Origin of the sequence: Luteibacter sp. CQ10 (genome assembly GCF_040900725.1) — a bacterium.
In the GTDB taxonomy this organism is placed as follows: Bacteria; Pseudomonadota; Gammaproteobacteria; order Xanthomonadales; family Rhodanobacteraceae; genus Luteibacter.
In genome coordinates, this window is record NZ_JAEUYM010000001.1 from 1,953,633 (window position 1) to 1,979,245 (window position 25,613).

27 protein-coding genes are annotated in these 25,613 nt (G+C 65.7%); 16 read left to right on the plus strand and 11 right to left on the minus strand.

Annotated elements, in window-relative coordinates:
• Positions 1–14: 14 nt before the first annotated feature.
• Positions 15–3,569 (minus strand): transporter substrate-binding domain-containing protein, encoded by a 3,555-nt coding sequence (locus tag JNG39_RS08625; protein ID WP_368310734.1) that lies wholly within the window; start codon positions 3,567–3,569, stop codon positions 15–17.
• A gap of 84 nt (positions 3,570–3,653) precedes the next feature.
• Here JNG39_RS08625 and JNG39_RS08630 point away from each other — a divergent pair, with 84 nt between their 5' ends.
• On the plus strand, positions 3,654–4,289 hold the full coding sequence (locus JNG39_RS08630; RefSeq protein WP_368310735.1) for a response regulator: 636 nt from the start codon (positions 3,654–3,656) through the stop codon (positions 4,287–4,289).
• Positions 4,290–4,347: 58 nt separating this feature from the next.
• Here JNG39_RS08630 and JNG39_RS08635 read toward each other — a convergent pair whose 3' ends face one another.
• The 3 genes from JNG39_RS08635 to JNG39_RS08645 all read right to left on the minus strand — a co-directional run bounded on the left by JNG39_RS08635 (position 4,348) and on the right by JNG39_RS08645 (position 7,046).
• Positions 4,348–5,139, minus strand: a complete 792-nt coding sequence (locus JNG39_RS08635) for a DUF3025 domain-containing protein (RefSeq protein WP_368310736.1) — start codon at positions 5,137–5,139, stop codon at positions 4,348–4,350.
• A 5-nt stretch (positions 5,140–5,144) separates the two neighbouring features.
• Positions 5,145–6,467 (minus strand): 30S ribosomal protein S12 methylthiotransferase RimO, encoded by a 1,323-nt coding sequence (rimO, locus tag JNG39_RS08640; protein WP_368310737.1) that lies wholly within the window; start codon positions 6,465–6,467, stop codon positions 5,145–5,147.
• Positions 6,468–6,665: 198 nt separating this feature from the next.
• Positions 6,666–7,046, minus strand: a complete 381-nt coding sequence (locus JNG39_RS08645) for a UDP-N-acetylglucosamine-peptide N-acetylglucosaminyltransferase (protein WP_368310738.1) — start codon at positions 7,044–7,046, stop codon at positions 6,666–6,668.
• A gap of 143 nt (positions 7,047–7,189) precedes the next feature.
• Here JNG39_RS08645 and JNG39_RS08650 point away from each other — a divergent pair, with 143 nt between their 5' ends.
• From JNG39_RS08650 to JNG39_RS08670, 5 genes are all read left to right on the plus strand, one after another.
• Positions 7,190–7,342, plus strand: coding sequence for a hypothetical protein (locus JNG39_RS08650; RefSeq protein WP_368310739.1), 153 nt, complete (start codon positions 7,190–7,192; stop codon positions 7,340–7,342).
• A 96-nt stretch (positions 7,343–7,438) separates the two neighbouring features.
• Positions 7,439–8,227: a helix-turn-helix domain-containing protein gene (locus JNG39_RS08655; RefSeq protein WP_368310740.1), complete on the plus strand. Its 789-nt coding sequence runs from the start codon at positions 7,439–7,441 to the stop codon at positions 8,225–8,227.
• Between the two features lie 73 nt (positions 8,228–8,300).
• Positions 8,301–8,690, plus strand: coding sequence for a VOC family protein (locus tag JNG39_RS08660; protein WP_368310741.1), 390 nt, complete (start codon positions 8,301–8,303; stop codon positions 8,688–8,690).
• Positions 8,691–8,785: 95 nt separating this feature from the next.
• Positions 8,786–9,457, plus strand: a complete 672-nt coding sequence (locus JNG39_RS08665; protein ID WP_368310742.1) for a dienelactone hydrolase family protein — start codon at positions 8,786–8,788, stop codon at positions 9,455–9,457.
• Complete coding sequence (locus tag JNG39_RS08670; RefSeq protein WP_368310743.1) at positions 9,454–9,870, plus strand: HIT domain-containing protein; 417 nt, start codon at positions 9,454–9,456, stop codon at positions 9,868–9,870. The genes JNG39_RS08665 and JNG39_RS08670 overlap by 4 nt, the downstream gene beginning before the upstream one ends.
• A 196-nt stretch (positions 9,871–10,066) precedes the next feature.
• Here JNG39_RS08670 and JNG39_RS08675 read toward each other — a convergent pair whose 3' ends face one another.
• From JNG39_RS08675 to apbC, 3 genes are all read right to left on the minus strand, one after another.
• Complete coding sequence (locus tag JNG39_RS08675) at positions 10,067–10,573, minus strand: hypothetical protein (RefSeq protein ID WP_368310744.1); 507 nt, start codon at positions 10,571–10,573, stop codon at positions 10,067–10,069.
• Positions 10,574–10,659: 86 nt separating this feature from the next.
• A complete protein-coding gene (dcd, locus tag JNG39_RS08680; RefSeq protein ID WP_368310745.1) occupies positions 10,660–11,226 on the minus strand; it encodes a dCTP deaminase in 567 nt (188 codons plus the stop codon).
• 58 nt (positions 11,227–11,284) lie between these two features.
• Positions 11,285–12,370 (minus strand): iron-sulfur cluster carrier protein ApbC, encoded by a 1,086-nt coding sequence (gene apbC / locus JNG39_RS08685; RefSeq protein WP_368310746.1) that lies wholly within the window; start codon positions 12,368–12,370, stop codon positions 11,285–11,287.
• Positions 12,371–12,535: 165 nt separating this feature from the next.
• On the opposite strand from apbC, the gene JNG39_RS08690 reads away from it, so the two are divergent.
• The 4 genes from JNG39_RS08690 (at position 12,536) to nth (ending at position 16,522) form a co-directional block, all read left to right on the plus strand.
• Complete coding sequence (locus JNG39_RS08690) at positions 12,536–12,982, plus strand: DUF2147 domain-containing protein (RefSeq protein WP_368310747.1); 447 nt, start codon at positions 12,536–12,538, stop codon at positions 12,980–12,982.
• A 158-nt stretch (positions 12,983–13,140) separates the two neighbouring features.
• Entirely contained in the window at positions 13,141–15,252 is a 2,112-nt protein-coding gene (metG, locus tag JNG39_RS08695; protein ID WP_368310748.1) for a methionine--tRNA ligase, read from the plus strand.
• Positions 15,253–15,278: 26 nt separating this feature from the next.
• On the plus strand, positions 15,279–15,887 hold the full coding sequence (locus JNG39_RS08700; RefSeq protein WP_368310749.1) for an RnfABCDGE type electron transport complex subunit B: 609 nt from the start codon (positions 15,279–15,281) through the stop codon (positions 15,885–15,887).
• The gene (gene nth / locus JNG39_RS08705) at positions 15,884–16,522 is read left to right on the plus strand and encodes an endonuclease III (protein ID WP_368310750.1); all 639 of its coding nucleotides are present in this window, start codon (positions 15,884–15,886) and stop codon (positions 16,520–16,522) included. Before JNG39_RS08700 ends, nth begins: the two co-directional genes overlap by 4 nt.
• A 108-nt stretch (positions 16,523–16,630) precedes the next feature.
• On the opposite strand, the gene JNG39_RS08710 is transcribed toward nth, so the two are convergent.
• The 3 genes from JNG39_RS08710 to JNG39_RS08720 all read right to left on the minus strand — a co-directional run bounded on the left by JNG39_RS08710 (position 16,631) and on the right by JNG39_RS08720 (position 19,321).
• A complete protein-coding gene (locus JNG39_RS08710) occupies positions 16,631–18,148 on the minus strand; it encodes a SulP family inorganic anion transporter (protein WP_368310751.1) in 1,518 nt (505 codons plus the stop codon).
• A gap of 12 nt (positions 18,149–18,160) precedes the next feature.
• Positions 18,161–18,850: a carbonic anhydrase gene (locus JNG39_RS08715; RefSeq protein WP_368310752.1), complete on the minus strand. Its 690-nt coding sequence runs from the start codon at positions 18,848–18,850 to the stop codon at positions 18,161–18,163.
• A gap of 129 nt (positions 18,851–18,979) precedes the next feature.
• Positions 18,980–19,321: a hypothetical protein gene (locus JNG39_RS08720; protein WP_368310753.1), complete on the minus strand. Its 342-nt coding sequence runs from the start codon at positions 19,319–19,321 to the stop codon at positions 18,980–18,982.
• A 390-nt stretch (positions 19,322–19,711) separates the two neighbouring features.
• On the opposite strand from JNG39_RS08720, the gene rnt reads away from it, so the two are divergent.
• The 6 genes from rnt to phoU all read left to right on the plus strand — a co-directional run bounded on the left by rnt (position 19,712) and on the right by phoU (position 25,124).
• Positions 19,712–20,371, plus strand: a complete 660-nt coding sequence (gene rnt, locus JNG39_RS08725; RefSeq protein WP_368310754.1) for a ribonuclease T — start codon at positions 19,712–19,714, stop codon at positions 20,369–20,371.
• A gap of 167 nt (positions 20,372–20,538) precedes the next feature.
• The gene (gene pstS / locus JNG39_RS08730) at positions 20,539–21,540 is read left to right on the plus strand and encodes a phosphate ABC transporter substrate-binding protein PstS (RefSeq protein WP_368310826.1); all 1,002 of its coding nucleotides are present in this window, start codon (positions 20,539–20,541) and stop codon (positions 21,538–21,540) included.
• Between the two features lie 119 nt (positions 21,541–21,659).
• The gene (gene pstC, locus JNG39_RS08735; protein WP_368310755.1) at positions 21,660–22,691 is read left to right on the plus strand and encodes a phosphate ABC transporter permease subunit PstC; all 1,032 of its coding nucleotides are present in this window, start codon (positions 21,660–21,662) and stop codon (positions 22,689–22,691) included.
• Positions 22,691–23,560, plus strand: a complete 870-nt coding sequence (gene pstA, locus JNG39_RS08740; protein ID WP_368310756.1) for a phosphate ABC transporter permease PstA — start codon at positions 22,691–22,693, stop codon at positions 23,558–23,560. Before pstC ends, pstA begins: the two co-directional genes overlap by 1 nt.
• Positions 23,561–23,642: 82 nt before the next feature.
• Positions 23,643–24,386, plus strand: coding sequence for a phosphate ABC transporter ATP-binding protein PstB (gene pstB, locus JNG39_RS08745; RefSeq protein WP_368310827.1), 744 nt, complete (start codon positions 23,643–23,645; stop codon positions 24,384–24,386).
• Positions 24,387–24,410: 24 nt separating this feature from the next.
• Positions 24,411–25,124, plus strand: a complete 714-nt coding sequence (phoU, locus tag JNG39_RS08750) for a phosphate signaling complex protein PhoU (RefSeq protein ID WP_368310757.1) — start codon at positions 24,411–24,413, stop codon at positions 25,122–25,124.
• Positions 25,125–25,242: 118 nt separating this feature from the next.
• On the opposite strand, the gene sugE is transcribed toward phoU, so the two are convergent.
• Positions 25,243–25,560: a quaternary ammonium compound efflux SMR transporter SugE gene (sugE, locus tag JNG39_RS08755; RefSeq protein ID WP_368310758.1), complete on the minus strand. Its 318-nt coding sequence runs from the start codon at positions 25,558–25,560 to the stop codon at positions 25,243–25,245.
• Positions 25,561–25,613: the final 53 nt, after the last annotated feature.

The window sequence follows — 25,613 nt, forward strand, 5'->3', positions numbered from 1 at the left end:
ACGACGTCGTCGTCTCAGCGGGGGTCCTCTCCAAGCCGGTTCGCGAACCGCTCGAGGCCGTCGGTGAAGGCCCGCACCGACGCCGCGAATGCCTCTACCTCCTGGACATCCAACGCCGCGCCGTCCCGCAGCGCCCTTTCCAACCGCTCGCCCTCCATCGCCACTGCCGAGGTGCCGAACACGTTCACCCCGCCAAGCACGTGATGGATCCACCCGGCGGCCTCCTTCGCGTCGGCGCGTTCGAGCACGTGCGGCAAGCGCTCCAATGCTTCCCGCGTGGCACCCGTACCGGCGCGCATCACGCTGACCACGTTGTCGTCCGAGCCGAAGGCCCGGCGCATGCGGGGCATGTCGATCGTGGGCAACGGCGGCTCCTGCCGGTGCAACCAGCGCTCGACGGTGGCATGGAACGTTTCCAGGCGAATCGGCTTGCTCAGGAGGTCGTCCATGCCCGCGGCGAGGCAGACGTCGCGCTGGTCGGCGCGGGCATCGGCCGTCATGGCGATGATGGGAAGCCTCGTCGCGCCACCCGCCTCGCGGCGCCGCACCTCGCGCGCCACTTCATAACCGTCCATTCGCGGCATGTGGCAATCCACCAGCAGCAGATCGTAGCGGCCTTGCGCGAGGGCTTTGAGGGCGGCGATGCCGTCGTCGACCACGTCGCATTCGTAGCCACGCAGACCCAGTTGAATGCGCACCAGCTCCTGGTTCACCGGATGGTCCTCGGCCAGCAGGATGCGCGCCTCAGGATGACCCGGCCGATCGCCAAGGGCAGGTACCGGTACCGCCGCGGGAACCGGCGGCGCGTCCGCCACGGGGAGTTCGATCGTGACGGTGACCCGCGTGCCGCGCCCGGGCTCGCTGTCGATGGCGATATGCCCGCCCATGCGTTCCACGAGCCGGCGCGATATCGCCAAGCCCAGGCCGGTGCCCCCGAAACGCCGCGTGGTGGACGATTCGGCCTGGCTGAACGGTGCGAAGACATGGCGCAGCTTCGCCGCATGGATGCCGATCCCCGTGTCGCTCACGGTGATCGAGAGGCGCTGCCGGGTGCCGAGGTCTTCAGCGACCGCTACCGCGACGACGACCTCGCCCTCGGCGGTGAATTTGATGGCATTGCCCAGCAGGTTGAGCAACACCTGACGCAGCCGGCCGTCGTCGATCAGCAAGGCGGGGGCCAGCGCGTCATCGAGGCACACGTCGATCCGCAGGCCCTTGCCCTGCGCCTGGCCGAGCATGATCGCGACCGCGCCCTCGACGATGGCCCGGAGGTCGGCGGGACGCGGGTCCAGCGCCAGATGCCCCGCCTCGATCTTGGAAAAGTCGAGCACGTCGTCGAGGATGTGCAGCAAGGCCTCCGCCGAATGCTCGATGGTGGCCACCATGCGCCGCTGCGCGTCGTCGAGCCGCGTCTGCTCCAGTACGTCGAGCAAGCCGATCACGCCGTTCATCGGCGTGCGGATCTCGTGGCTGATCGTGGCGAGGAAGTCGCTTTTCGCGCGCGTCGCCGCTTCGGCTTCGTCACGCGCATGGGCAAGATGCCGGGCGGCGAGTTCCTGGGCGGTCACGTCGACCCAGTAACCGTTCCAATGCACGGTTCCGTCCGCGGCCGCCAGCACGACGGCGTCGGAACTGAGGTAACGCACGCGTCCTCCCACCTTGGCCCGGACGGTCACGTGCAAGGGCGTCAATTCGCGCGCCGAACGCTCGAAAGCCTCATGCATGCGCGCGCGCTCCTCCGCCTGCACCGGCACGCGCAGGGATTCGCCGCCACCGAAGAACTGGCCCGGCTCGACGCCGAGGATGCTGTGCGGGTTGCCGCCCACGTAAGTCATCGCGTACGAGCCGTCGGTACCGCGCACGGCCTCGTAGACCACCGCCGGTACGTGGGCCGTCACCTCGGCCAGGCGCCGCTCCGTATGCTCGCGCCGACGCGTTTCCCGGCGCAGGTTGAGGTAGGCGTAGCTGATCGCGATGAGTGAAAGCAGCAGGAGGGCGACGAACGGCGCCACGCGCCCGGCGATCTCGCGCCACGTGGGGCCGACGACGTAGTGCGAGGCAAACCAGGTGTTGCGGATCTCCTGCTGGCGATGCGTCGACAGGTTCACCAGCACGCGGTTGACCAGCGGCAGCAGCTGCGGGGCGAGATCCCGGCGCACGCCGACGGCGATCGCCTCGTTCTCTCCCGTGGGCGCCGCCACCTTCAGTCGCCCGAGGTAGTGACCGCGTATGAGGTAGTCGATCGAGGCCAGGTTGCCGACGAAGGCATCGCCCTCGCCCGCCGCGAGCCGTTGCAGGCCCTCGGCCTCGGTGGGCACGCCGATCGCGCGCACGCCGGAAATGCCCTCCAGCAGATTCCGGATGGGCGCGCGCGACGTATTGCCGAAGACGGCCTTGCCCGAGAGGTCGTCTTTGCCGGCCAAGGTGGGCGAGCCTTCGCGCGTGACGATCATGATCGGGAAGTCGAGGTAAGGCACGCTGGCTTCCAGATCGGGCAGCGTGACGCTCTGCGGGTTGATCGCACTGACGAGGTCGACCTCGCCGCGCTTCACACGCGCCACGGTGCCCGTCCAGTCGTCGCTGGGCACCTGGACGACCCTCAAGCCCAGCTCCGCGGCAATCTCCCTGACGTAATCCAGCGCCAGTCCTTCCGCTTCGCCCTGTTCGGTGAAGAGGCTGAAGGGCACGTAGCTGGGGTCCACGCCCAATCGCAGGGGCGGCAGGTCATGCAGCCACGCCTTCTCCTTTTCGCTGAGCGGGATGCCGCCCAGGCGTGGACGCGGCGCGATGTCCCTTCCCACCCAGCGGGCGCGCAAACGGCCATGGTCGGCCGCAGTGAGTTCACCCAGCGCGTGGTCGATCGCGCGGCCGATGGGTGCCCGGCTCTCCGGCACGGCGAAGGCCAGGGCGCTGATGGGCAGTGCCAGGGGCGCCCCCACCGAGAGTTCATCGCCGAGCCCCTGGCGAAAGACGAACTCCCGTGCCGAATAGGGGTTATCGAGGTACGCGATCACGTCGCCCGAGCGCACGCGTGCCAGCGCCTCGGCGGTGGACCGGGTCTCCACCAGGGTGGTGTCGGGCAATTCACGCCGCAACGCCGTGATGTCGAAATAGCCAGCGTGCACGGCAAGCCGCTTGCCGCGCAGATCGCCCGGCCGGTGGATGGGCGGCCCATCGTTGCGCTCCACCAGGGCGGGTAGCGATTCGAAGTAGGTCGCGCCCACCCGTATGCCCGGCATGCCCTGCTCCATGGGCGTCACGGTCGTGGCCACGTCGACATCGCCCCGGGACAGGGCCTGGAGCAGCGCCGGCCAGTCGGGGTAGGCTCGCGTCTGCAGCGTCACACCCAGCTGCTTCGCGATCTCTTTGAGATAATTCGGACCCAGGCCTTCCAGATCGCCGTCGTGAAGATCCTCGAAAGGAGGATAACCTTCGCGGTAGGTGCCCACCGTCCAGACGGGATGTTTTCTCAACCATTCGGCGTCCTGCGCCGACAGCGGTCCTTCCGGCAGCGCCCAGACCCCTCGCGGCAATATCAGCAGAATGAACAGCAGGAGGGCTCTGAGCACGTCGCGGGCTTCGTCAAGGCAACCTTAAGGGCATAATCGGCCGGAATTCGACACGCCGCAAATGTAAGCAAGGAGAATGCAGGCATGCCACTCAAAGTCATTCTGGCAGACGATCACCCGCTCGTTCTGGTCGGAGGTACCCTGGCGCTAAGGAATGCGCATATCGACGTCGTCGGCGAGGCCAAAAACGCCGAAGAACTGCTCACGCTGCTGAAAACCACACCATGCGACGTGGTGATTACGGATTTTCTCATGCCCAGCGAACGTGAGGACGACGGTCTCGTCCTGATCGATCGGCTGGCCAAGGAGCATCCCGACGTGGCCATCGTCGTCCTCACGATGATCAACCGGGCCGCCGCGCTCAATTCCATGCTCAAGAAAGGGGCGCGCGGCATCGTCGACAAGCGGGCATCGATGGACGAACTGGCCGTGGCCGCGAAAGCCGTGCACACGGGCGAAACCTATCTCAGCGACACCCTGCTCGACATCCTCAACGAGGCCGACGAAAACTCCGTGGCCATGCCCGGCACCCCGCTGTCGCTGCGGGAAACGGAAGTACTCAAGGCGTTCGTCAATGGCAAGTCGTTGCAGGAAATCGCCGATTCCGAAGGCAAGTCGGTAAAAACCATCAGCCGGCAGAAACGCGATGCCATGCGCAAACTGGGCGTGAACCACGACAGCCTGCTGAAGGACACCGCGCGCGACCTCGGCTTGATCTGACCCTCCCTACCGCCACCGCACCGGCGCAGGCCGGTGCCCGGCGCGAGGCGTACACCTCTTATCGCAAGGGCTCCGGGTACACCCGCCCCACCCTCAACGGCTGAAAGCACGGCGCCTCCGCATAGAACGCCTCATCGGCCGTGCGCTCGTGCCAGCCGGGCACACCCGACACAGGCAACGGCCGCAATTCCTGCGGATCGTTGAGGATCGCGCCCGAGGCGATCGCCTCGGCGCATCGCGCCACCGCGTCGCATTCACCCATCACTACCAGCGCCTTGCCCACCAGGAGTTTGTCGGGCGTGAGCGCATGCTCCAGCAAGGCGTGGCCGAAGATCTCCACGCGGGCCTCGCCGCTCATCCACGCCGCGCGATGCGTCCAGAAGAGCGCGTGCCAGTCGTGCGCATTCCATGCGTCGAGCATCGCCTTGTCACGCAGGGACACCACGATGCCCGCCTCGTCGAAATGCGTGAGGGCGCATTGCGCCCGCGACCGTTCGCGCGGTCCCATCCGTTCGATCTCGGCCATCTGCCGCGCGTTGAGTGCACGCTTCAGGGCACCGTAGCGAACCCATATGAGTGCGTTGAACAGATCGTGCCAGTTGTCCGGCCGCGTGGCGATGCGCCCTTGCCGCGCGATGCGCTCTTCATAGTGCAGGCCGTCGGCCAACAGGTCGCGGTCCTGCGCCACGAAGCGCACATCGGCATGATGGGGAAGCAGGTCGTTGAGGCGTTGCACCTCCGGCCATGTGTCGCCCTCGAGCAGCGATGCGAACGCCGACCAATGGGAAAGCGGCGGTGACGCCAGCACGCCACGATCGAACGCATCGCGTGCCGGCGCCACGTAACGCATGACGCTTACGCCAGGCGACCGTACAGGTCGTGCGCGTCGGCCTCTTCGACCAGCACGTCGACGAACTGGCCCGGCTTCAGCAGCTGGCCGTCGTCGATGCGCACGGCACCGTCGATTTCCGGCGCGTCGGCGCTGGATCGGCCCCACGCACCGTCGGCGTCGATCTCGTCGACCAACACCTTGATCGTCTTGCCGACCTTGCGCTGCAGCTTCGCGGCGGAAATTTCCGCCTGCACCGCCATGAACTGCTCGAGGCGGTCTTCCTTCAACTCTTCGTCCACCTGGCCCGGCAGCTCGTTGGCCTTGGCTCCATCCACCGGCGAATAGGCGAACGCGCCCACGCGATCGAGTTCGGCTTCGCGCAGGAAGTCGAGCAGCTCGTTGAACTCGGCGTCGGTCTCGCCCGGGAAGCCCACGATGAAGGTGCTGCGGATCGTGAGGTCGGGCACCTGGCGGCGCCAGTTCTGGATGCGCTCGAGGGTCTTGTCGACATTGCCCGGACGCTTCATCAGCTTGAGGATGCGCGGGCTGGCGTGCTGGAACGGGATGTCGAGGTAGGGAAGGATCTTTCCCTCGGCCATCAGCGGCATCACTTCGTCGACGTGCGGATACGGATAGACGTAATGCAGGCGCGTCCACACGCCCAACTCGGCGAGGCCTTCGCACAGTTCGGTCATGCGCGTGCGGTAGGACTTGCCGCGCCATTCGCGTTCGGCGTAGCGCACGTCGACACCGTAGGCGCTGGTGTCCTGCGAGATCACCAAGAGCTCCTTCACGCCACCCTTGACGAGCTTCTCGGCCTCGATGAGCACCTGGTCGACCGGACGGCTGACGAGGTCGCCGCGCATCGACGGGATGATGCAGAAGCTGCAGCGGTGGTTGCAGCCTTCGGAAATCTTCAGGTACGCGTAGTGCTTCGGCGTGAGTTTCACGCCCGTATCGGGCACGAGGTCGAGGAACTTGTTGCGCGCCGGCGGGAGGGCCTTGTGCACCGCGCTCATGACCGAGGCGTAATCCTGCGGCCCCGTGATGGCGAGCACGTCGGGATAGCTCTCGCGGATCAGCTCCTCGCGCTTGCCCAGGCAGCCGGTGACGATGACCTTGCCGTTCTCATGCAGCGCCTCGCCGATGGCGTCGAGCGACTCCTGCACGGCCGAGTCGATGAAGCCGCAGGTGTTGACCACCACCGCGTCGGCGGCGTCGTAGCTGGGCACGATCTCGTAGCCCTCGACCTTGAGCTGGGTGAGGATGCGTTCGGAGTCCACCAAGGCCTTCGGGCAGCCAAGCGAAACGAATCCGATCTTCTGGGTCTGAGCGGCCTGGGACATATGCCGTGGGTACCGGGGGTGAGAAACCGGCCATTATACCCGTTATTCGGAAAACCGAATTTTACCCTGCTTTAATTCTTTCCGGCGACCATCGCCCTGCGAAAGCCAGCTCATCGTATCGGGCATGGAAGGCCTTGCAATCTCACCTCCATGCTTCAGCCGCCTTGGGGCCATGGCCCCTCGATGCGAGCGTTTCAGCTACATCGCCTGCGGATCGAAGTAGGCCTCCCAAGTCACGGGATTGCGTTCAAAATGCGCGCCCTTGTCAAGGGCGGCTCGGGCATCTTCCATAGCCTCACTGTCAAGCATGGCGACGTAAAGATTGAAAAAGGTATTTCTATCGGTTGAACCCATATGCACAGCCTGCTCCAGGTATTCCCGTGCCTGTGCATAAAGGTGGAGGTCACATAGCACAGCCCCGAGGCAGGTCAGGACAACCACGTCATTCCGATCAGCCTCCAAAGTAGCCTCGAGTATCGCTCGAGCCTCTTGAAGGGGCTGATAGGACATCGGGCTACGCCACGCCAGCTTCCAAAGCGTTCGCGCTGAAGTGACGCAGTCCGAGGCTTGATCATCCATATCTTCATTCCGTTGGTGCGTAAGAGTCGCCGAATACTGACAGCGTAAAGTTCGGCATAAGCCGCAGGCCGTCCCGAGATCGATAGTAACCGACCATCCCGCTGCACCAGCAAACTTACTTTGAACACAAGAACGATTGGCAGATGATCGACGGATGGGATACACCGACGTTCTATTTTTTGAAAGACGGGAATGTCGAGAAGAAGCTGGTAGGGTGGCCCAAGGATGGCCATAAGGCTGAGTTCCTGGAAGACGCTGCCGCCGTCGGCCTGGCTTCCCAGGTGATCGAAAAGTAAGAAAACGACGCCCGGAATACCGGCCGGTGTCACGACGGAACGCTTTGCGTCGATCGTATCGTGAGCTGAGCGCCGTTATGCGGCAGACTCTCGCGCATGCCATGGCCATCGGATTACCAGGAACGACTTCTCCCGCTCCGTCTGTCGGAGGCGATCGAAGCCGAGTGGGCGTTCACGGCGTCCACTGAAGGCACGCACGTCGTGCTTCCGGATGGCCGGATGGATCTCATCCTCGCCTTTCGAAGCGACGACGGAGGCGGACTGTCTCGCGCGAACGTGCTGATCGTGGGGCCCGCCCGACGCTGGGCTGATGTTCCGGTAGCGATCGGCGACCGCTTCCTGGGCGTGCGCTTCCGGCCGGGCTGGGGCGGACCGTGCCTCGGCGTTGACCCCGCATCGTTGCAAGACCGCGCGCTGGCCGGCCACGAAGCCGAAGCCGTGCTCGGTGCGGACGGCGGCGCGATCCACGCGGCTCGAACGCCTTCGGCGCTGATGACGGCATTGAGCGACATCGCGCATCGTCGAGCGGCCTCCGCGCACGCGCCCGTCGCGACGGTCCGGCGCGCACTCACCGTCATCCAGGCCGCCGGCGGACGCCTGCGCCTGGATGAGGTCGCCCGTCTCGTGGGTGTGCCGGAACGGACGTTGAGGCGCCAGCTGACCCTTGCGGTAGGACTGTCGTTCAAGGCGTTTTCGTCGGTGCTGCGTTTTCAGCGCGCCATGCGGCTGCTCACCGATGGCCCCGCACCGCTCGATCCGGCCGATGCGGCCATCGAAAGCGGCTATAGCGATCAGGCCCACATGATTCGCGAGTTCCGACGCCATGGTGGCTTCACCCCCGGTAGCCGCCCTGCCCTGGTCCTGGTCGGCATGTCGGTCGAATGAACTGGCCGATTTCTTCAAGCGGGGCCGGACGAGCGTCCCTACGCTGCACCTCCATCACCACGGGGGAAATACGATGCGCCTTGGCTATACGATCATCTACGTGCAGGACGTCGCTGCGACGGTGGCGTTCTACGAACGCGCCTTCGGCCTGCAACGCCGCTTCGTCCACGAGAGCGGCCTCTACGCCGAAATGGCGACCGGCGAGACCACGCTCGGCTTCGCTGGCGAATCGATGGCGGAAGTCAACGGTGTGACCATCCGTCCGAACGGCCGAAACGAGCTCCCGGCCGGCTTCGAGATTTGCCTGGTGACCGAGGCACCCGAGCAGAGTTACGACCAGGCCGTCGCGGCAGGCGCGCTGCCCGTCAAGGGCGTCGAGGCCAAGCCCTGGGGCCAGCGCGTCGGCTACGTGCGGGATCTCAATGGATGCCTGGTCGAAATCTGCTCGCCGATGGAGGGGTGAGGCGTTCGCCTGGGCGGGACGATATCCGCCACGATCTTGCGACGAGGGTTGCGTTAACCTTGACCGATTATTCTCATCATCCTTGGAGACGCATCATGGGCCGTACCTTGATCCTCGACACCTCCCGCCCGACGGAAAGCATGGACGCCTATCTCGCCGAGCCCTCCGGCACGCCCAAGGGCGGCATCGTCGTCATCCAGGAGATCTTCGGCGTCAACGCTCATATCCGCAGCGTGGCCGACCGCTTCGCCGCCGAGGGTTACGTGGCCATCGCGCCTGCCCTGTTCGATCCGGTGGAAAAGGGTGTGGAGCTGGGCTACGACCAGGAGGGCATGACCAAGGGCGTGAAGCTGATCTCCGAGCTGGGGCTGAAGCGTCCCACCGATGACGTGGCGATCGTCGCCGGCTACCTGGCCGACAACTACAAGGTGAAGGTGGGCACGGTGGGCTACTGCTGGGGCGGCACGGTGGCCCTGCTGGCCGCCTTGCGCCTGGGCCTGCCCTCGTCGAGCTACTACGGCGCGCGCAACGTGCCCTTCCTGTCCGAACCGGCCAAGGCCAACGTGATCTTCCACTTCGGCGAGCGCGATCACGGCATTCCGCCGGAGATGGTCGAAAAGCATCGCGAACTGAAGCCGGAAATGGACACCTGGGTGTATCCGGCCGACCACGGTTTCAACTGCGACGTGCGCGCCAGCTACGACGAGCCCAGCGCGAAGCTCGCCTGGGAGCGCACCCTCGCCTTCTTCGCCCGCGAACTGGCGTGAGCCCAACGTTCGAACTCGATCCACGGCTCGCCGGCGACACCGTCGTCGTCGGCGACCTGCCGCTGTGTCGCGTGCTGCTGATGCGCGACCGCCGCTTCGCCTGGCTGGTGCTGGTGCCTCGACAGGCGGGGCGCGTGGAAGTCGCCGACCTGTCCGAAGACGATCGCGCACGGCTATGGCGCGAGGTGGACCTCGCCGGGGCGGCCCTGCGCCAGGTGGCGCCCTGCGACAAGCTCAACGTCGGCGCGCTGGGGAACATCGTGCGGCAGTTGCACGTGCACGTGGTGGCGCGGGTCGAAGGGGATGCCGCGTGGCCGGGGCCGGTATGGGGGGCCGGTCGGTCGGAGCCTTATTCCCGTGCGGAGCTGGACGAAAGGGTGGAAGCGCTCCGAACAGCCCTCAGCCTGTCCTGACCCCTCACGTCGTTCCTGCGAAAAGCAGGAACCCAGCGCCTTGCGTCCGGGCAGGCGGAAGAGCCGCCTCGCCTTCTCGCGAAAACCGTATTCAACGCACTGGGTTCCCGCGTGCGCGGGCACGACGTGCGGTTGGAAACAGGGAGTCGGCATCCCTAAAAAAATCGCCGACCCAGGGCCGGCGATTGTCGTTCGATCAGTAACCCTGTTGCTGCTGGCCCTGCTGCACATCGTAGGCGCCGCTGGACGCCTCCTTGCCCTGCATGCGGTCGGGCAGCGTGGACTTCTGTGGCGTGTCTTCCAGCGTGCGCGCATCCTTCTCGACGGCGTTCAGGCGAACCAGTTCGCCCTTCTTGTCGTAATACACGGCGAAACCGTAGTCGAGGGCCATGCGGGCCATGAAGCCCAGGTGCGCGTCACGCACCTTGGAATCGTCGCTGGGGATCAGGAGCACCGTCTTGGGCAGCTTGCCCTGGTCCTTCAGGTAGGCGAAGTGGCTGCCGGTGTCGGCGGCGGAAAGCACCGCGCCGTCGACCACGAACTGGCCGCTCTTGTAGGCCTTCAAGGTGTAGTCGAACTGGCCCTGCGAGCTGGCGACGTGGTCGTCCTTCGATACGCCACGATGGCAACCGGCAAGCACCAGCAGGCTGGCGAGGAAGATCGCCGCGACGGCGCGGGTCATCAGGGTGGAAGCTCGGATCATGCGGTGTCTCCGTGGATCGGTGGGGCCTGGAAAAAGCCGAGTCTACCGCGCGCGCGTGTCGCGCGCGGCTGCGACGTGAAAGGCGTTCAGGTGCTCGGCAGCGTGACGCCGCGCTGGCCCTGGTACTTGCCGCGGCGGTCGGCGTAGGACACGTCGCAGACCTCGTCGGATTCGAGGAACAGCATCTGTGCCACGCCCTCGTTGGCGTAGATTTTTGCGGGCAGCGGCGTGGTGTTGGAGAACTCCAGCGTCACGTGGCCTTCCCACTCGGGCTCCAGCGGCGTCACGTTCACGATGATGCCGCAGCGCGCGTAGGTGCTCTTGCCCAGGCAGATGGTGAGCACGTTGCGCGGGATGCGGAAGTACTCCACGGTGCGCGCCAGCGCGAACGAATTCGGCGGGATGATGCACACGTCGGACTTGACGTCGACGAAGCTGCGCTCGTCGAAGGCCTTGGGGTCGACGATGGTGGAATTGATGTTGGTGAACACCTTGAACTCGTCGGCGCAACGCACGTCGTAGCCGTAGCTCGACGTGCCGTAGGACACGAGGCGGTGGCCGTCGCGCTCCTTGACCTGGCCGTGCGCGAACGGCTCGATCATGCCGTGCTGGTCGGCCATGCGGCGGATCCACTTGTCGGATTTGATGCTCACTTACGATCTCCCTCGCTTGAGGCGGGAAAAATATAGGAACGCCGGGAAACCTGCCACTTCAGGTGTTCTGGATGACGATCTTGGGGAAGGAAATGGCCTTGTTGCGCGCCTGCAGCGAGAGCTTCGCCGCCGTGGAACGGGCGATGGCCCGATAGCGCGCCGCGAGGTCGGATTCGGGAATGGCCGCCACGGTGGGTTTGCCGCCGTCGGCCTGCTCGCGGATGCGGATGTCCAGCGGCAGGTCGCCGAGATAGGCGATATCGGCTTCGGCCGCCATGCGCGCGCCGCCGCCCTGCCCGAAGATGTGTTCCTCGTGGCCGCAGTTCGAGCAGATGTGGGTGGCCATGTTCTCCACCACGCCGAGCACGGGCACCTCCACCTTGCGGAACATGCCGAGCGCCTTGCGGGCGTCGAGCAGGGCGATGTCCTGCGGGGTGGTAACGATGACCGCGCCGGAAACCGGCACCTTCTGGGAGAGCGTGAGCTGGATGTCGCCGGTGCCCGGCGGCAGGTCGATCACGAGGTAATCCAGGCCATCCCAACGGGTGTCGGTGAGCAACTGCATCAGGGCCTGGGTGACCATCGGGCCACGCCAGATCATGGGCGTGTCGTCGTCGATCAGCACGCCGATGGACATGGCCTGCAGGCCGTGCGCCCGCATCGGCTCGATGCTCTTGCCGTCCGGCGAGACCGGCTTGCCGGCCAGGCCCAGCATGCGCGGCTGGCTGGGGCCGTAGATGTCGGCGTCGAGGATGCCCACCGTGGCGCCCTCGGCGGCCAGCGCCAGCGCGAGGTTCACCGACACCGTCGACTTGCCCACGCCGCCCTTGCCGGACGCCACCGCGATGATGTTCTTCACTCCCGGCAGGGGCGCCAGTTGCCCTTGCACCTTGTGGGCATGGATGCGCCAGCTCACCGAGACGGCGGCCGCGGCGATGCCCGGCTCGGCCTCGAGGGCCTGCCGGGTCTCGGTGGCAGCCTGCTCCACGTAACCGGCGGCCGGATAGCCCAGCTGGATATCCACCGACACGCGGTCGCCGTCCACCCCGACGGCGCGGATCGAGGCGCCGAGTGGCTGACCGGAATGAGGGTCGATGACGCGGTCGAGAACGCCGCGCACGAGGGTTTCGCTGGCCTGGTTCATGGGAAGTCGTACGAAAAATCCAAGATCGCCCATTATGACAGCCAAACGCCCCGACCGCCGGAAACGGGCCGCCCGGACGGGGCTTGGCGCGATGCAGCTTGACGGCCCCTCCGTCCGTTCGTCAGGCTCGCGCCATACCTGACCGTATGGGGAGACCGCACGTCCATGAAAACCCTGATCCGCACCACGCTCGCCCTCGCCCTGGTGGCGGGCGCCCTCCCCGCCCTGGCCTCCACCGACAGTCCGGTGGGGAAGTGGAAGACCATCGACGACTCCACCCACGAGGTGAAGTCGATCGTGGAGATCACCGACAACGGCGGCGTGCTCGAGGGCAAGGTGCTCCAGGTGCTCAAGTCGGAGCACGGCCCGCACCCCACGTGCGACAAGTGCGAGGGTGAGCGCAAGGGCAAGCCCATCGAGGGCATGACCATCATGTGGGGCCTCAAGAAAGACGGCGACGAATGGTCCGGCGGCCAGATCCTCGATCCGGCCAAGGGCAAGATCTACAAGGTCACCCTCAAGCTGGAGGACGGCGGCAAGAAGCTCGACGTGCACGGCTACATCGGCTTCTCGCTGATCGGGCGCAGCCAGGAGTGGGTGCGCGCCGAATGACCGCTCGCCCTGGGCGGAGGTAAGCCGATCCCCACCCCTCGGTACTGGTCCGTCTAGCGAAGGGGTGGGCGCCGATCGTACCGGCGAAGGGCGCCGCATCGCGGCGCATCCTTCCACCCATGCCATAATCCCCGGTCCTACAGCCGACCGTGCGAATCATGGCCCGCCGCATCCTCGTCACCAACGCCCTCCCCTACGCCAACGGCCCGCTGCACCTGGGCCACATGCTCGGCTACATCGAGGCCGACATCTGGGCGCGGGCGCAGCGCATGCAAGGCCATGAGGTCTGGTACGTCGCCGGTGAGGACGCCCACGGTACGCCGATCATGCTGGCCGCCGAAAAGGCCGGAAAGACGTCCGAGCAGTATATCGACGACATCCGCGCCGGCCACGAGGCCGACTTCACCGGCTTCCATTTCAGCTACGACCAGTACCACACCACCCACTCGCCGGAAAACCGCGAACTCGCCACGGCAATCTATCTGCGCCTGCGCGAGGGCGGTTACATCGCCCGCCGCGACATCCAGCAGCTGTACGATCCCGCGCGCGACATGTTCCTGCCCGACCGCTACATCAAGGGCACCTGTCCCAATTGCGGCACGCCCGACCAGTACGGCGACAACTGCGAGAATTGCGGTGCCACCTACGCGCCGACCGATCTCGTCAACCCGTACTCGGTGATGTCGGGCGCCACGCCCGAGCTTCGCGATTCGGAGCACTACTTTTTCGAGCTGGGCAAGTTCGAGGCCCTGTTACGCGACTGGTTCGCCGGCAAGTTCACCGACGGCAAGCCCACGGCCGACAGCAGCGTGGCCGCCAAGCTCGCCGAGTGGATCGACGGCGGCCTGCGCGACTGGGACATTTCCCGCGACGCGCCCTATTTCGGCTTTCCCATTCCCGACGCGCCGGGCAAGTTCTTCTACGTATGGCTCGACGCGCCGATCGGCTACCTCGCGTCGTTCAAAGCCTTGTGCGATCGCAAGGGACTGGCCTTCGACGATTTCCTCGGTGCCGACAGCACGGCCGAGATGCACCATTTCATCGGCAAGGACATCATCAACTTCCATGGCCTGTTCTGGCCGGCGATGTTGCACGGCGCCGGCCTGCGCGTACCCACGGCGCTGCACGTCAACGGTTACCTGACCGTCAACGGCGCGAAGATGTCCAAGTCGCGCGGCACCTTCATCCAGGCACGTACCTACCTGGACTCGGGCCTGGACCCCGAAGCGTTGCGCTATTACTTCGCCACCATGCTCGGCCCGACGCCGGTCGACGTCGACCTCGACCTGAAATCGTTCGAAGAGCGGGTGAACTCGCACCTGGTGGGCAAGTGGGCCAACATCGCCAGCCGCACGGCGGGCTTCCTGCACGCCCACTTCGGTGGCACGCTCGCGGCACGCTTCGACGATGAAGCCACCGCGCTGTGGAACGACCTGCTCGCCCAGTACGAGGGCATCGAAGCCCTCTACGAGGCCGACGAATACGCCGAGGTCACCCGCCGTTTCGTCGCCATGGCCGACGCCGTCAACGGCTACATCGCCGCGAAGGCCCCGTGGGTGATCGCAAAAGACGACGCCCGTCGCGACGAACTGCGACAGGTGTGCACGTTCGCCATCAACGCCTTCCGTTTGTTGTCGGGCCTGCTCAAGCCCATCCTGCCGTCCACGGTCGCCGCCGCCGAAGCCTTTCTCGGCGCGCCGATCGTGAACTTCGCCGACGCCCGTCGCGAACTGTTCGGCCACACCGTCAACGCCTTTTCGCCGCTGTTCGGCCGTCTCGATCCGAAGAAGATCGAAGCCATGGTCGAGGCCTCGAAGGAATCGCTCTCGCCCGCCGAGCAGGCCCGCGAGGTGGCGGCGGCCAACACCAAGACATCGAAAAAAGCCAAAGAAGCACCCAAGCCCATGAATGACGCCGCCGCTCCCGCCATCGACACCGCCACCATCTCCATCGACGACTTCGCCAAGCTCGACCTGCGCATCGGCAAGGTGTTGGCCTGCGAATTCGTCGAAGGATCGGACAAGCTCCTGCGCTTCGAACTCGACGCCGGCTCCCTGGGCAAGCGCCAGATCTTCTCGGGCATCCGCGCCGCCTACGGCGAGCCGGAGAAGCTGGTGGGCCGCAACGTCGTGTTCATCGCCAACCTCGCTCCGCGCAAGATGCGTTTCGGCGTGTCCGAGGGCATGATCCTTTCCGCCGGCGACGGCGGTTCGGACCTGTTCCTCCTCGATGCCGACCAGGGCGCGGCGGCGGGCGCCACCGTCCGCTGATCGGTGCCGCCGGCAACGCGACAGCCATGACGCCAACGCTCGCCGACCGCATCGACGACCTGCTTCCGCAGACCCAATGCGAGCAGTGCGGCTTCCACGGGTGCCGCCCTTACGCCGATGCCATCGCCGCCAACGAGGCGGAGATCAACCGCTGCCCGCCGGGCGGCGCGCTCGGCATCGCCCGCCTGGCCGCCCTGCTCGGCCGCCCGCCACTGCCGCTGGACACCACGCGCGGCGTGGAGAAACCGCGCGCGCTCGCCCGCATCGTCGAGGCCGATTGCATCGGTTGCACCAAATGCATCCAGGCCTGTCCCGTCGACGCCATCGTCGGGGCAGCGAAGCTCATGCATACGGTGATGAGCGACCTCTGCACCGGGTGCGAGCTTTGCGTGCCCGCCTGCCCGGTGGACTGCATCACGCTCGATCCCATGCCGCTGGCCCAAGTGGACGATCGCCGACATGCGGAGGCGGCGCGTCGTCATTTCCAGCGCCGCGAAGCACGACTCGCGCGCGAGCGCGAAGCACGCGAACGCCAGCTCGCCGCGAGCAAGCGCGATGTCGGCGCACCGGCCGCCCGCAACGCCGTGCTCGAAGCCCTTGCTCGCGCCAAGGCGAAGAAAAAGGACAGCCCGTGAAGAAGGCCGACGTGGTCGAGATGTTCAGCCGCCTGCGCGAACTGAACCCGCATCCGAAGACCGAACTGGAATACACCACGCCCTTCGAACTGCTGGCCGCCGTGGCGCTGTCGGCGCAGGCCACCGACGTGGGCGTGAACAAGGCCACGCGAAAGCTGTTTCCCGTGGCCAATACGCCGCAGAAGATCCTCACGCTCGGCCTGGAAAAGCTCAAGAGCCATATCAGCACGATCGGCCTCTACAACAACAAGGCGAAAAACCTCATCGCCATGAGCCAGATCCTCGTCGACCGCTACGATGGCGAGGTGCCGCGGACGCGCGAGGCGCTGGAAGAACTGCCCGGGGTCGGCCGCAAGACGGCCAACGTGGTGCTCAACACGGCGTTCGGGCTGCCCACCATCGCGGTGGATACGCATATCTTCCGGGTATCCAACCGCACGGGCCTCGCTCCGGGTCCGGACGTGCGCAAGGTCGAAGACAAGCTGGAAAAAGTGATCCCGAAGGAATTCATCCAGGATGCGCATCACTGGTTGATCCTACACGGGCGCTACGTGTGCAAGGCGCGCAAACCGGATTGCCCGCAGTGCGTGATCGCCGATCTGTGTGCCTACAAGCATAAGACCAAGGCGGACTGAGGCCGGCTTGGTTCGCCGATGCGATCGGCTCCCACCCCTTCGGCAGCAGGGTCTCCGCAAGCAACCTGCCTACCGAAGGGGTGGGAGCCGATCGTATCGGCGAAGCTCTTAAGCGGGTTTCTGCGAACCCTCCACCCGCCTTCCCAGCTCCTGCCAATCCACGATCAGCTCGCAACCGCGCTTGGACGCGTTACGCCCCCACTCGCGCAGCAGTTCCAGCGAGGCCTGGTCGACGTGGTGCAACCGATCCATGACCACGCTCAAACGCGTATTCGGCGGCACGGCCTCCAGCTTGCGCGCCATGCTCGGCACCTTCAGGAAGGTGGCCGAACCTTCCAGGTGCAGCGTGGCCTGGCCCGGTTCGTCATGGTGCAGAACGTCCATCTTCAGCTTCGAAGAGAGCAGCGCCAGGCGCAGCAGCGACAGGCCGAAGCCGACGATCACACCGGTGAGCAGGTCGGTGGCGACGATGGCGACCGTCGTGGCGACATACACCGCCGCAGTGCCCTTGCCATAGGCTGCCAAGTCCTTGATCTGCTTCGGGTTTACCATCTTCACGCCGGTGAAAACCAGGATGCCCGCCAGGCACGAGACCGGCGTCATCCGCATCAGCCACGGCAGCAACATGACGAAGGCGAGCAACCACGCACCGTGGAAGATGGTGGCCATGCGCGTGGCCGAGCCGGCCTGCACGTTGGCGGCACTACGCACGATTACGCCGGTCATCGGCAGCGCGCCGAGGAAGCCGCAGATCATGTTGCCGACACCTTGCGCCGCCAGTTCGCGATCGAAGTTGGTGCGCACGCCATCGTGCATGCGATCCACCGCCGCCGCCGAGAGGAGGGTTTCCGCGCTGGCGATGAAGGCGAAGGTCGCCGCCGCCACGAGCAGGGTGGAATCGAACAAGCCGAACAGGCTACCCATGTTCGGCAGGCTCACCGCCGAGAACAGGTTGGACGGCACGTCGACGCGCTTGACGTCGAGCGCGCCGAACTGCGCGAGCGCGGTCATCGCCACCACCGCGAGCAGCGCGCCGGGTACGAAACGCAGCTTCGCCGGACGAAGCTTTTCCCAGCCGAGCATGATCGCGATGGTGCCCAGGCCGATCATCATCGCGGCGGGCATCTGCCCTTCGGCAAAGCCCGTCACCGATTCCCATGCCGCCGCCGGCAGGGCAGCGAAGTTTTCGAGGCCGCGGGCCTTGGGGATCGCGTCGAGCAACACGTGCGACTGCGAGGCGACGATGAGGATGCCAATGCCCGACAACATGCCGGCCACGACCGCGGGCGACGTCATGCGGAACCAAACGCCCACCTTGCAGAAGCCGGCTACCAGCTGGATCAGGCCGGCGAGCAATACCACCGGGCCGAGGGCGGCCACGCCGTGCTCACGCACCAGCTCGAACACCAGCACCGCCAGGCCCGCCGCCGGCCCGCTGACCTGCAGCGGCGAACCGGCGATGACGCCCACCACGATGCCGCCGACGATGCCGGTGATGAGACCGGCACTGGGCGGCAAGCCCGAGGCGATGGCAATACCCATGCAGAGCGGCAGGGCGACAAGAAAGACGACCACCGATCCCAGGAGGTCGCGGCCAAAGAGGCCTTGGGAAAAATAGGCACGCATCGTCGGGATTCCTTAGGCCGCGCTCGCCACCGTCTGGCGCACGGAGAACCGCGCGTGCGGCGTGGCATCGGGTGCCGTCGCGACATCCGCGCCGAGCGGACGGAAGCCACCCTCCAGCGGATCGAAGGCCGTGATTTCGGTGCGCGCGAAGTCGTAGATCCATCCGTGGATGCGCAGGCTGCCGTTGGCCATGGCGGCGGCCACCGCCGGAAGGGTGCGCAAGTGCTCGAGCTGGCCCACCACGTTTTCCTCGGTGAGGTAACGCAGGCCTTCTTCGCCGAGGATCGTCGGGCGGTTTTCCGCCACCACGTAGCGCGCCACGTCGGCGTGCTTGAGCCATTGTTCCACCGAGGGCTTGCCCTTGAGCGCCGCCGGGTTCTGCAAGGCTTTCATCGCACCGCAGTCGGAATGCCCGCAGATCACGATGTGCTTCACCTTCAGCGCGGTCACCGCGTATTCGATGGCGGCGACCACGCCGCTCACGTGCTGCGCATAGGGCGGCACGATATTGCCCACGTTGCGGTAGACGAACAGTTCGCCCGGCTGGGCCGAAAACATGAGTTCGGGCATCACGCGCGAGTCGGCGCAGGTGATGAACATGGTGTGCGGCGTCTGGCCGGAGGCGAGGCGCGCGAACAGCTCGCGCTGGTCGTCGGTCATTTCACGGCGAAAACGGTCGAAACCCTGGATGAGGCGTTCCATGATGGTGTTCTCTCTTTGGGGAGGTGAATCGTCGGGTACGGGCACGGGAGCCCGTGGCGTGACCGGTGGGCCGGTCGCGACGCGTAGAAGCGCGGTGCGGACATTGGCGGCGCCGTGGCGCCGCGTCGATCAGGCGATCGGAGGGCGCAGGTCGAGATGAAGCCGATGCGCGACGCTGGCCGGCTCATGGCCGGACGGACGCGACGGCACCGAGCGCGGCACGGTCACGGCGTGGTGGGGAGGCACGTCGAACGTGTCGTCGAGGCTCGTGGTGTTGTCTTCGAGCGACGGCAAAGAGGCCGGATCGGCCTCGTCGTGATCTGACTCGGCCGCGACCTGCTGGATGACGGACATGCCGTCGTTTACGTCGCACGGCATCGCACGGACGCCCGCGCAGGCCACGAACAACGCCGCGATCACGAGAACCATGATCGCGAGGCGGCGTTGGAAGCTGGCGAGGACGCTATGCATGCGACCGAACCTACGCAGCACATGTGACGGTTGCAAGCGGTGCGCGGCATGGAATTCATGTTCCGTGGCGACCGGCTCACGAAAACGTGACGTACCAAGGAGTTTTGGTGTCCGGGGGCCACGGCGGCACGCATGTCCGTTCAGATACGGACGTCCGGACGCCCATCGCAATATTGAGATAATTCCGAAAAGCTATGCGTAATCGGTCGCGTGTGCCGTCCTCGGCATCGACCCGACCTTTCCGCCGGCTTTCCGCCAGCCATCGTCGAGCCGCCGCTCGCCGCGGCGATACGGCGGGATTTTTTCACGTTCATGCGCCGTTTTTGCCGAAGGCATCGGTATGTCGCCCCATGGACCCACGCTCGCCGGCACCGCTGGTATCCTTGGCGCATGGATACGACGAGCAATAGCACCGCCACCACCATGGCTGCGCGGTTCCGGGGGTTTCTGCCCGTTATCGTGGATGTGGAAACCGGCGGTTTCGACGCCGAACGCGACGCCCTGCTGGAGATCGCGGTGGTGGCCGTCCGGATGGAGCCCTCGGGCCTGCTCGTGCCCGAACCGGCCGTGTCGGCCAACGTCGAGCCCTTTCCCGGGGCCAACATCGACCCCCGCTCCCTCGAGATCACGGGCATCGACCCCGATCATCCCTTCCGCGGCGCCCTGCCCGAGCGCCAGGCACTCGACCACGTATTCCATGCGGTACGCGAGGCGGTGAAGCTCTCCGAGTGCCAGCGCGCCGTGCTGGTGGGCCACAACGCGGCCTTCGACCTGGCGTTCCTCAATGCCGCCGTGCGCCGCGTCGGCCACAAGCGCAACCCCTTCCATCCCTTCAGCTGCTTCGACACCGCCACCCTCGGGGGGCTGGCCTACGGGCAGACGGTGCTCAGCAAGGCGGCCATCGCCGCCGGCATCGCGTTCGATACGAAAGAAGCCCATTCGGCCATCTACGATGCCGAGCGCACGGCCGAGCTGTTTTGCGAAATCGTCAATCGCTGGCGTCGCCTGGAGCTGGCCGAGGGCGAAATCGGCACCTCCCTGGCCCTGTGAGCCCATTCGTAACCTCCTGAATATGACAGCAAAAAGGCGGCTGTCATATGGTTGAAACATTCAACACATTTCATTGCAACACGGCAGGACTGGAATACCGCCCCGGGCGGAGTTCCGCCTGACAATCTTCCATCGAGGATCACTCCGTGTTCACACGCAAACTCCGCATGGCCGCGCTGGTCGCCGCTTCGCTGTTCGGCATGGGCGCCGCCCAGGCCACCGATATCACCGGCGCCGGTTCGAGCTTCGTCTACCCCGTGCTGTCCAAGTGGGCCGCCAAGTACGCCGAAGCCACCGGCAACAAGATCAACTACCAGTCCGTCGGTTCGGGTGCGGGTATCGCGCAGATCAAGGAAGGCACCATCGACTTTGGCGCGTCCGATGCCCCGATGAGCGGTGACGACCTCGCCAAGTTCGGCCTGGGCCAGTTCCCGAGCGTGGTGGGCGGCATCGTGCCGGTGGTGAACCTCCCGGGCGTGACGTCGGGCAAGATCAAGCTGACCGGCCCCCTCCTCGCCGACATCTTCATGGGCAAGATCAACAAATGGAGCGATCCGGCCATCGCCGCCGTGAACCCGGGCCTGAAAATTCCCGACAACAAGATCACCGTCGTGCACCGTTCGGACGGTTCGGGCACTTCGTTCAACTTCACCAACTACCTGGCGAAGGTCAGCCCGGAGTGGGCCTCCAAGGTGAAGTTCGGCACGGCCGTCGAGTGGCCGGCCGGCGTGGGTGGCAAGGGTAACGAGGGCGTCGCCCAGTACGTGCGCCAGATTCCCGGCTCGATCGGTTACGTCGAATACGCCTACGCGAAGAAGAACGCCATTTCCTACGCGCAGATGCAGAACGCCGCCGGCAAGTGGGTGGAGCCGACCGCCGAGACCTTCGGTGCCGCCGCCGCCACCGCCGACTGGGCTTCGGCCAAGGACTTCAACGTCATCATGACGAATGCCCCGGGCGAACAGGCGTGGCCGATCACGGCGACCACCTGGATCATCATGTACAAGAAGTCGAAGAACCCGTCGCACAGCAAGGTGGCATTCGATTTCTTCAAATATGCCCTCGAGAAGGGGCAGCCGGAAGCTACCGAGCTCGACTACGTCGCCCTGCCCGACTCGCTGGTCAAGAAGATCGAAGGCTATTGGGCGTCGGATCTGGGTAACAAGTAATTCGCGATGCGACCGGCCGGATGAAACATAACCGGTCCAGAGTATCGTCCAGGGGGGCCGCCGTTCCCGAAAGGAACGGCGGCCCATAGTTTGCCAAGGCCCGGGAAACAGCACTCATCATGCATGCCACCGCCAGCAACGCCGGAACGGGCGCCGATCGTGCCCACGAAGCGTCACGCAACGCGAAGGACTCGCGCAACGACATCCTCTTCGGAGGGGTGCTCAAGGCCTGCGCCCTGCTCGTCCTCGCCGCCCTCGTGGGTGCTGCCGGTTCCACGCTGTGGCTCGGCTCGGATGCCTTCCACACCTTCGGCTGGGGCTTCCTCACCAGCGCCGCGTGGGATCCCAGCAACGACCAGTACGGCGCCCTGGTGCCCATCATGGGCACCGTCGGCACCGCTCTCATCGCCCTGGTGGTCGCCGTGCCGATCAGCTTCGGCATCGCCCTCTTCCTCACCGAGATCGCGCCGCAGTGGCTGCGCGGACCGGTCGCCTCGGCCATCGAACTGCTGGCCGGCATCCCCTCGATCATCTACGGCATGTGGGGTCTCTTCGTCTTCGCCCCGTTCGTCGCCGCGCACATCAAGCCCTGGCTGATGAACCACTTCAGCGCCGACCCGCCCGACGGGCAGGTGTCGTGGCTGGTGCAGCACGTGCCGTTCGTCGCGAAGTTCTTCGCCAGCGAATATCCCTTCTTCGGCGCCGGCGTACTCACCGCGGGCCTGGTGCTGGCGGTGATGATCATTCCGTTCATCTCCTCGGTGATGCGCGAGGTGTTCCAGACCGTGCCCACGCGGCTCAAGGAGTCGGCCTATGCGCTGGGCTCCAGCACGTGGGAAGTGGTGTGGGACATCGTGGTGCCCTACACCCGCACCGCCGTCATCGGCGGCGTGTTCCTCGGCCTCGGCCGCGCGCTGGGCGAGACCATGGCCGTGGCCTTCGTGCTCGGCAATACCTTCAAGTTCTCCTGGTCGATGCTGGAAACGGGCAGCTCCATCGCCTCCACCATCGCCAACCAGTTCGGCGAAGCCCAGGGCCTGCAGCGATCGGCGCTGATGGCGTTGGCCTTCCTGCTCTTCGTGGTGACCTTCATCGTGCTGCTCATCGCCCGCCTCATGCTTCGACGCATGGCCACGAAGGAGGGCCGCTGATGTCCGCTTCCCTCTACACCAGGCGCCGCGTGAAAAACGTGGTGGCGATGGCCTGCAGCATCCTCGCCACCGCCATCGGCCTGTTCTTCCTGGTCTGGATCCTCTGGGAGACGCTGAGCCAGGGCATTTCGGCCATCAAGCCGTCGCTGTTCACCAAGATCACGGCCTACCGCGAGGAAGGCGGCCTGGCCAACGCCATGGTCGGCAGCCTGATCCTCAACGTCCTCGGCATCCTGATCGCCACGCCCATCGGCGTGGCCGCGGGCACCTGGCTGGCGGAATACTCGCGGCGCTCGCGCCTGGGCCCGACCATCCGTTTCCTCAACGACATCCTGTTGTCGGCACCGTCCATCGTGCTGGGCCTGTTCGTCTATACCATCGTGGTGCTGCCGTCGAAGTACCTGTCCAATGGCGAGGTCACCTTCTCGGGCGTCGCCGGCGGTGTCGCCCTGGCCTTGATCGCCCTGCCCGTCATCGTGCGCACCACCGACGAAATGCTGCGCCTGGTACCGGGCACGCTGCGCGAAGCCGCGCTATCGCTGGGCGTGCCGCAGTGGAAGCTCACCTTGCAGATTCTCGTGCGCTCGGCGCGCTCGGGCATCGTCACCGGCGTGCTCCTGGCCCTGGCCCGTATCAGCGGCGAAACCGCGCCGCTGCTGTTCACGGCCTTCGGCAACAACTTCATGACCTTCAACCCCCTCGACAAGATGCCGAGCCTGCCGCAGGTTATCTACGAATACACGAAAGACCCCAGCCCGGACATCAACACCCTGGCCTGGGCCGGTGCGTTCGTGCTGACCATGTTCGTTCTGGCGCTCAGCCTGATCGCCCGCTTCGCCTTCTCGCGCTCCAAGGTGTCCAATGACTAACATGAACGAAGTCGCTTCCCAGCCGGGCTTCGGCACCTCGCCGCACGCCGCGACCGCCGACCTCGGCCAGGTTCCCGCGAAGATGACCGTGCGCGACCTGAACTTCTACTACGGCGAGTTCCATGCGCTGAAGCACATCGCGCTTGACGTGCCGGAGAAGAAGGTCACCGCCATCATCGGACCGTCGGGCTGCGGCAAGTCCACGCTGCTGCGCATCTTCAACCGCATCTACGCCATCTACCCCGGCCTGCGCGCCGAGGGCGAGATCGTGCTCGACGGCGAGAACATCCTCGATCCGAAGTACTCGCTCAACCGCCTGCGCAGCAAGGTAGGCATGGTGTTCCAGAAGCCCGTGCCGTTCCCGATGACCATCTTCGAGAACGTGGCCTACGGCATCCGCCACCACGAAAAGCTCAACCGCTCGCAGATGGAAGATCGCGTCGAACAGGCCCTGCGCGGCGCGGCGCTGTGGGACGAGGTGAAGGACAAGCTCAAGCAGAGCGCGCTCGGCCTCTCCGGCGGCCAGCAGCAGCGCCTGTGCATCGCCCGCGGCATCGCGCTCAAGCCCGAGGTGCTGCTGCTCGACGAACCCACCTCCGCGCTCGATCCCATCGCCACCAGCCGCATCGAGCAGCTCGTGGAAGAACTCAAGAAAGACTTCACGATCGTCATCGTCACGCACAACATGCAGCAGGCGGCGCGTTGCTCCGACATGACCGCCTTCATGTACATGGGCGAGCTGATCGAGTTCGACAAGACCGAAAAAATCTTCACGAAGCCGGACAAGAAGCAGACCGAAGACTACATCACCGGCCGTTTCGGCTAAGCCCCCTTCTTTGCGAGGCATGCGATGAACACTCCGCACCAGCACATCATCAAGAGCTACGACGACGAGCTCAAGCGCCTGACCGGCGAGATCGTGAGGATGGGCGAGCTGGCCGTGGCCCAGCTCGAAGCCGCGATCGACGTGGTGCAGCGCCGCGACGAGCGCGCCGCCCAGCGCGTGGTCGACAACGACGACGCCCTCGACGCGCTCGAACACGACATCAGCCAGGACGTGGTGCGCCTGCTGGCCCTGCGCGCGCCCATCGCCGGCGACCTGCGCAACGTCTTCGCCGCCCTGCGCATCGCCGCCGACATCGAGCGCATCGGCGATTACGCCGCCAACGTGGCCAAGCGTTCCATCCCGCTCAGCCGCGTCGCGCCGATCGCCGCCGCCGGCGGCCTGGCCAACCTCGCCGAACTGGCCGCCGAGCAGCTTCGCCATGTGCTCAAGGCGTATCACGACCAGGACGCCGAGGCGGCCTACGAGGTGTGGAAGTCCGACGCCGAGCTGGACGAGGCGTATACGGTGGTGTTCCGCGCCCTCCTCACCTACATGATGGAAGACCCGCGCAACATCACGCCGTGCACCCACCTGCTGTTCATGGCGAAGAACATCGAGCGCATCGGCGACCATGCCACCAACATCGCGGAAAACGTGTGGTTCGTCGTGCACGGCGAACCGCTCGTGGCGCCGCGCATGAAGCGTGACGAGACGGCCAATCCGGATTTCAACAAGTAGGGCGTACGCGATCGCACGCCTTCGCCCGGTAGGAGCCGCTTCAGCGGCGATCAGCGTCCGCTACGTAGCTACGCGTGATCGCCGCTGAAGCGGCTCCTACCACGCAGGGCTTGGCAACTCAGGTGGCCGTAAGCTTCAGGCCGACGGTACCGGCCACGATCAGGCCGACGCACACCAGCCGCAACGGCTGCGCGGACTCGCCAAACAGCGCGATGCCCAGCGTCACCGCACCGACCGCGCCGATACCCGTCCACACCGCATACGCGGTACCCAGCGGCAGTTTTTTCGTCGCCATGGCGAGCAGCACGATGCTGATCACCATCGCGGCGCCTGTGAGCACGCTCGGCACGAGCCGGGTAAACCCCTCGGTGTATTTCAGGCCAACGGCCCAGGCGACCTCGAACAGGCCGGCCACGAAGAGAATGAGCCAATACATGGTTCGTTTCCGTCAGGAGCGGGGTCGTCCCCGCGAATGACGTGCGCCATGGG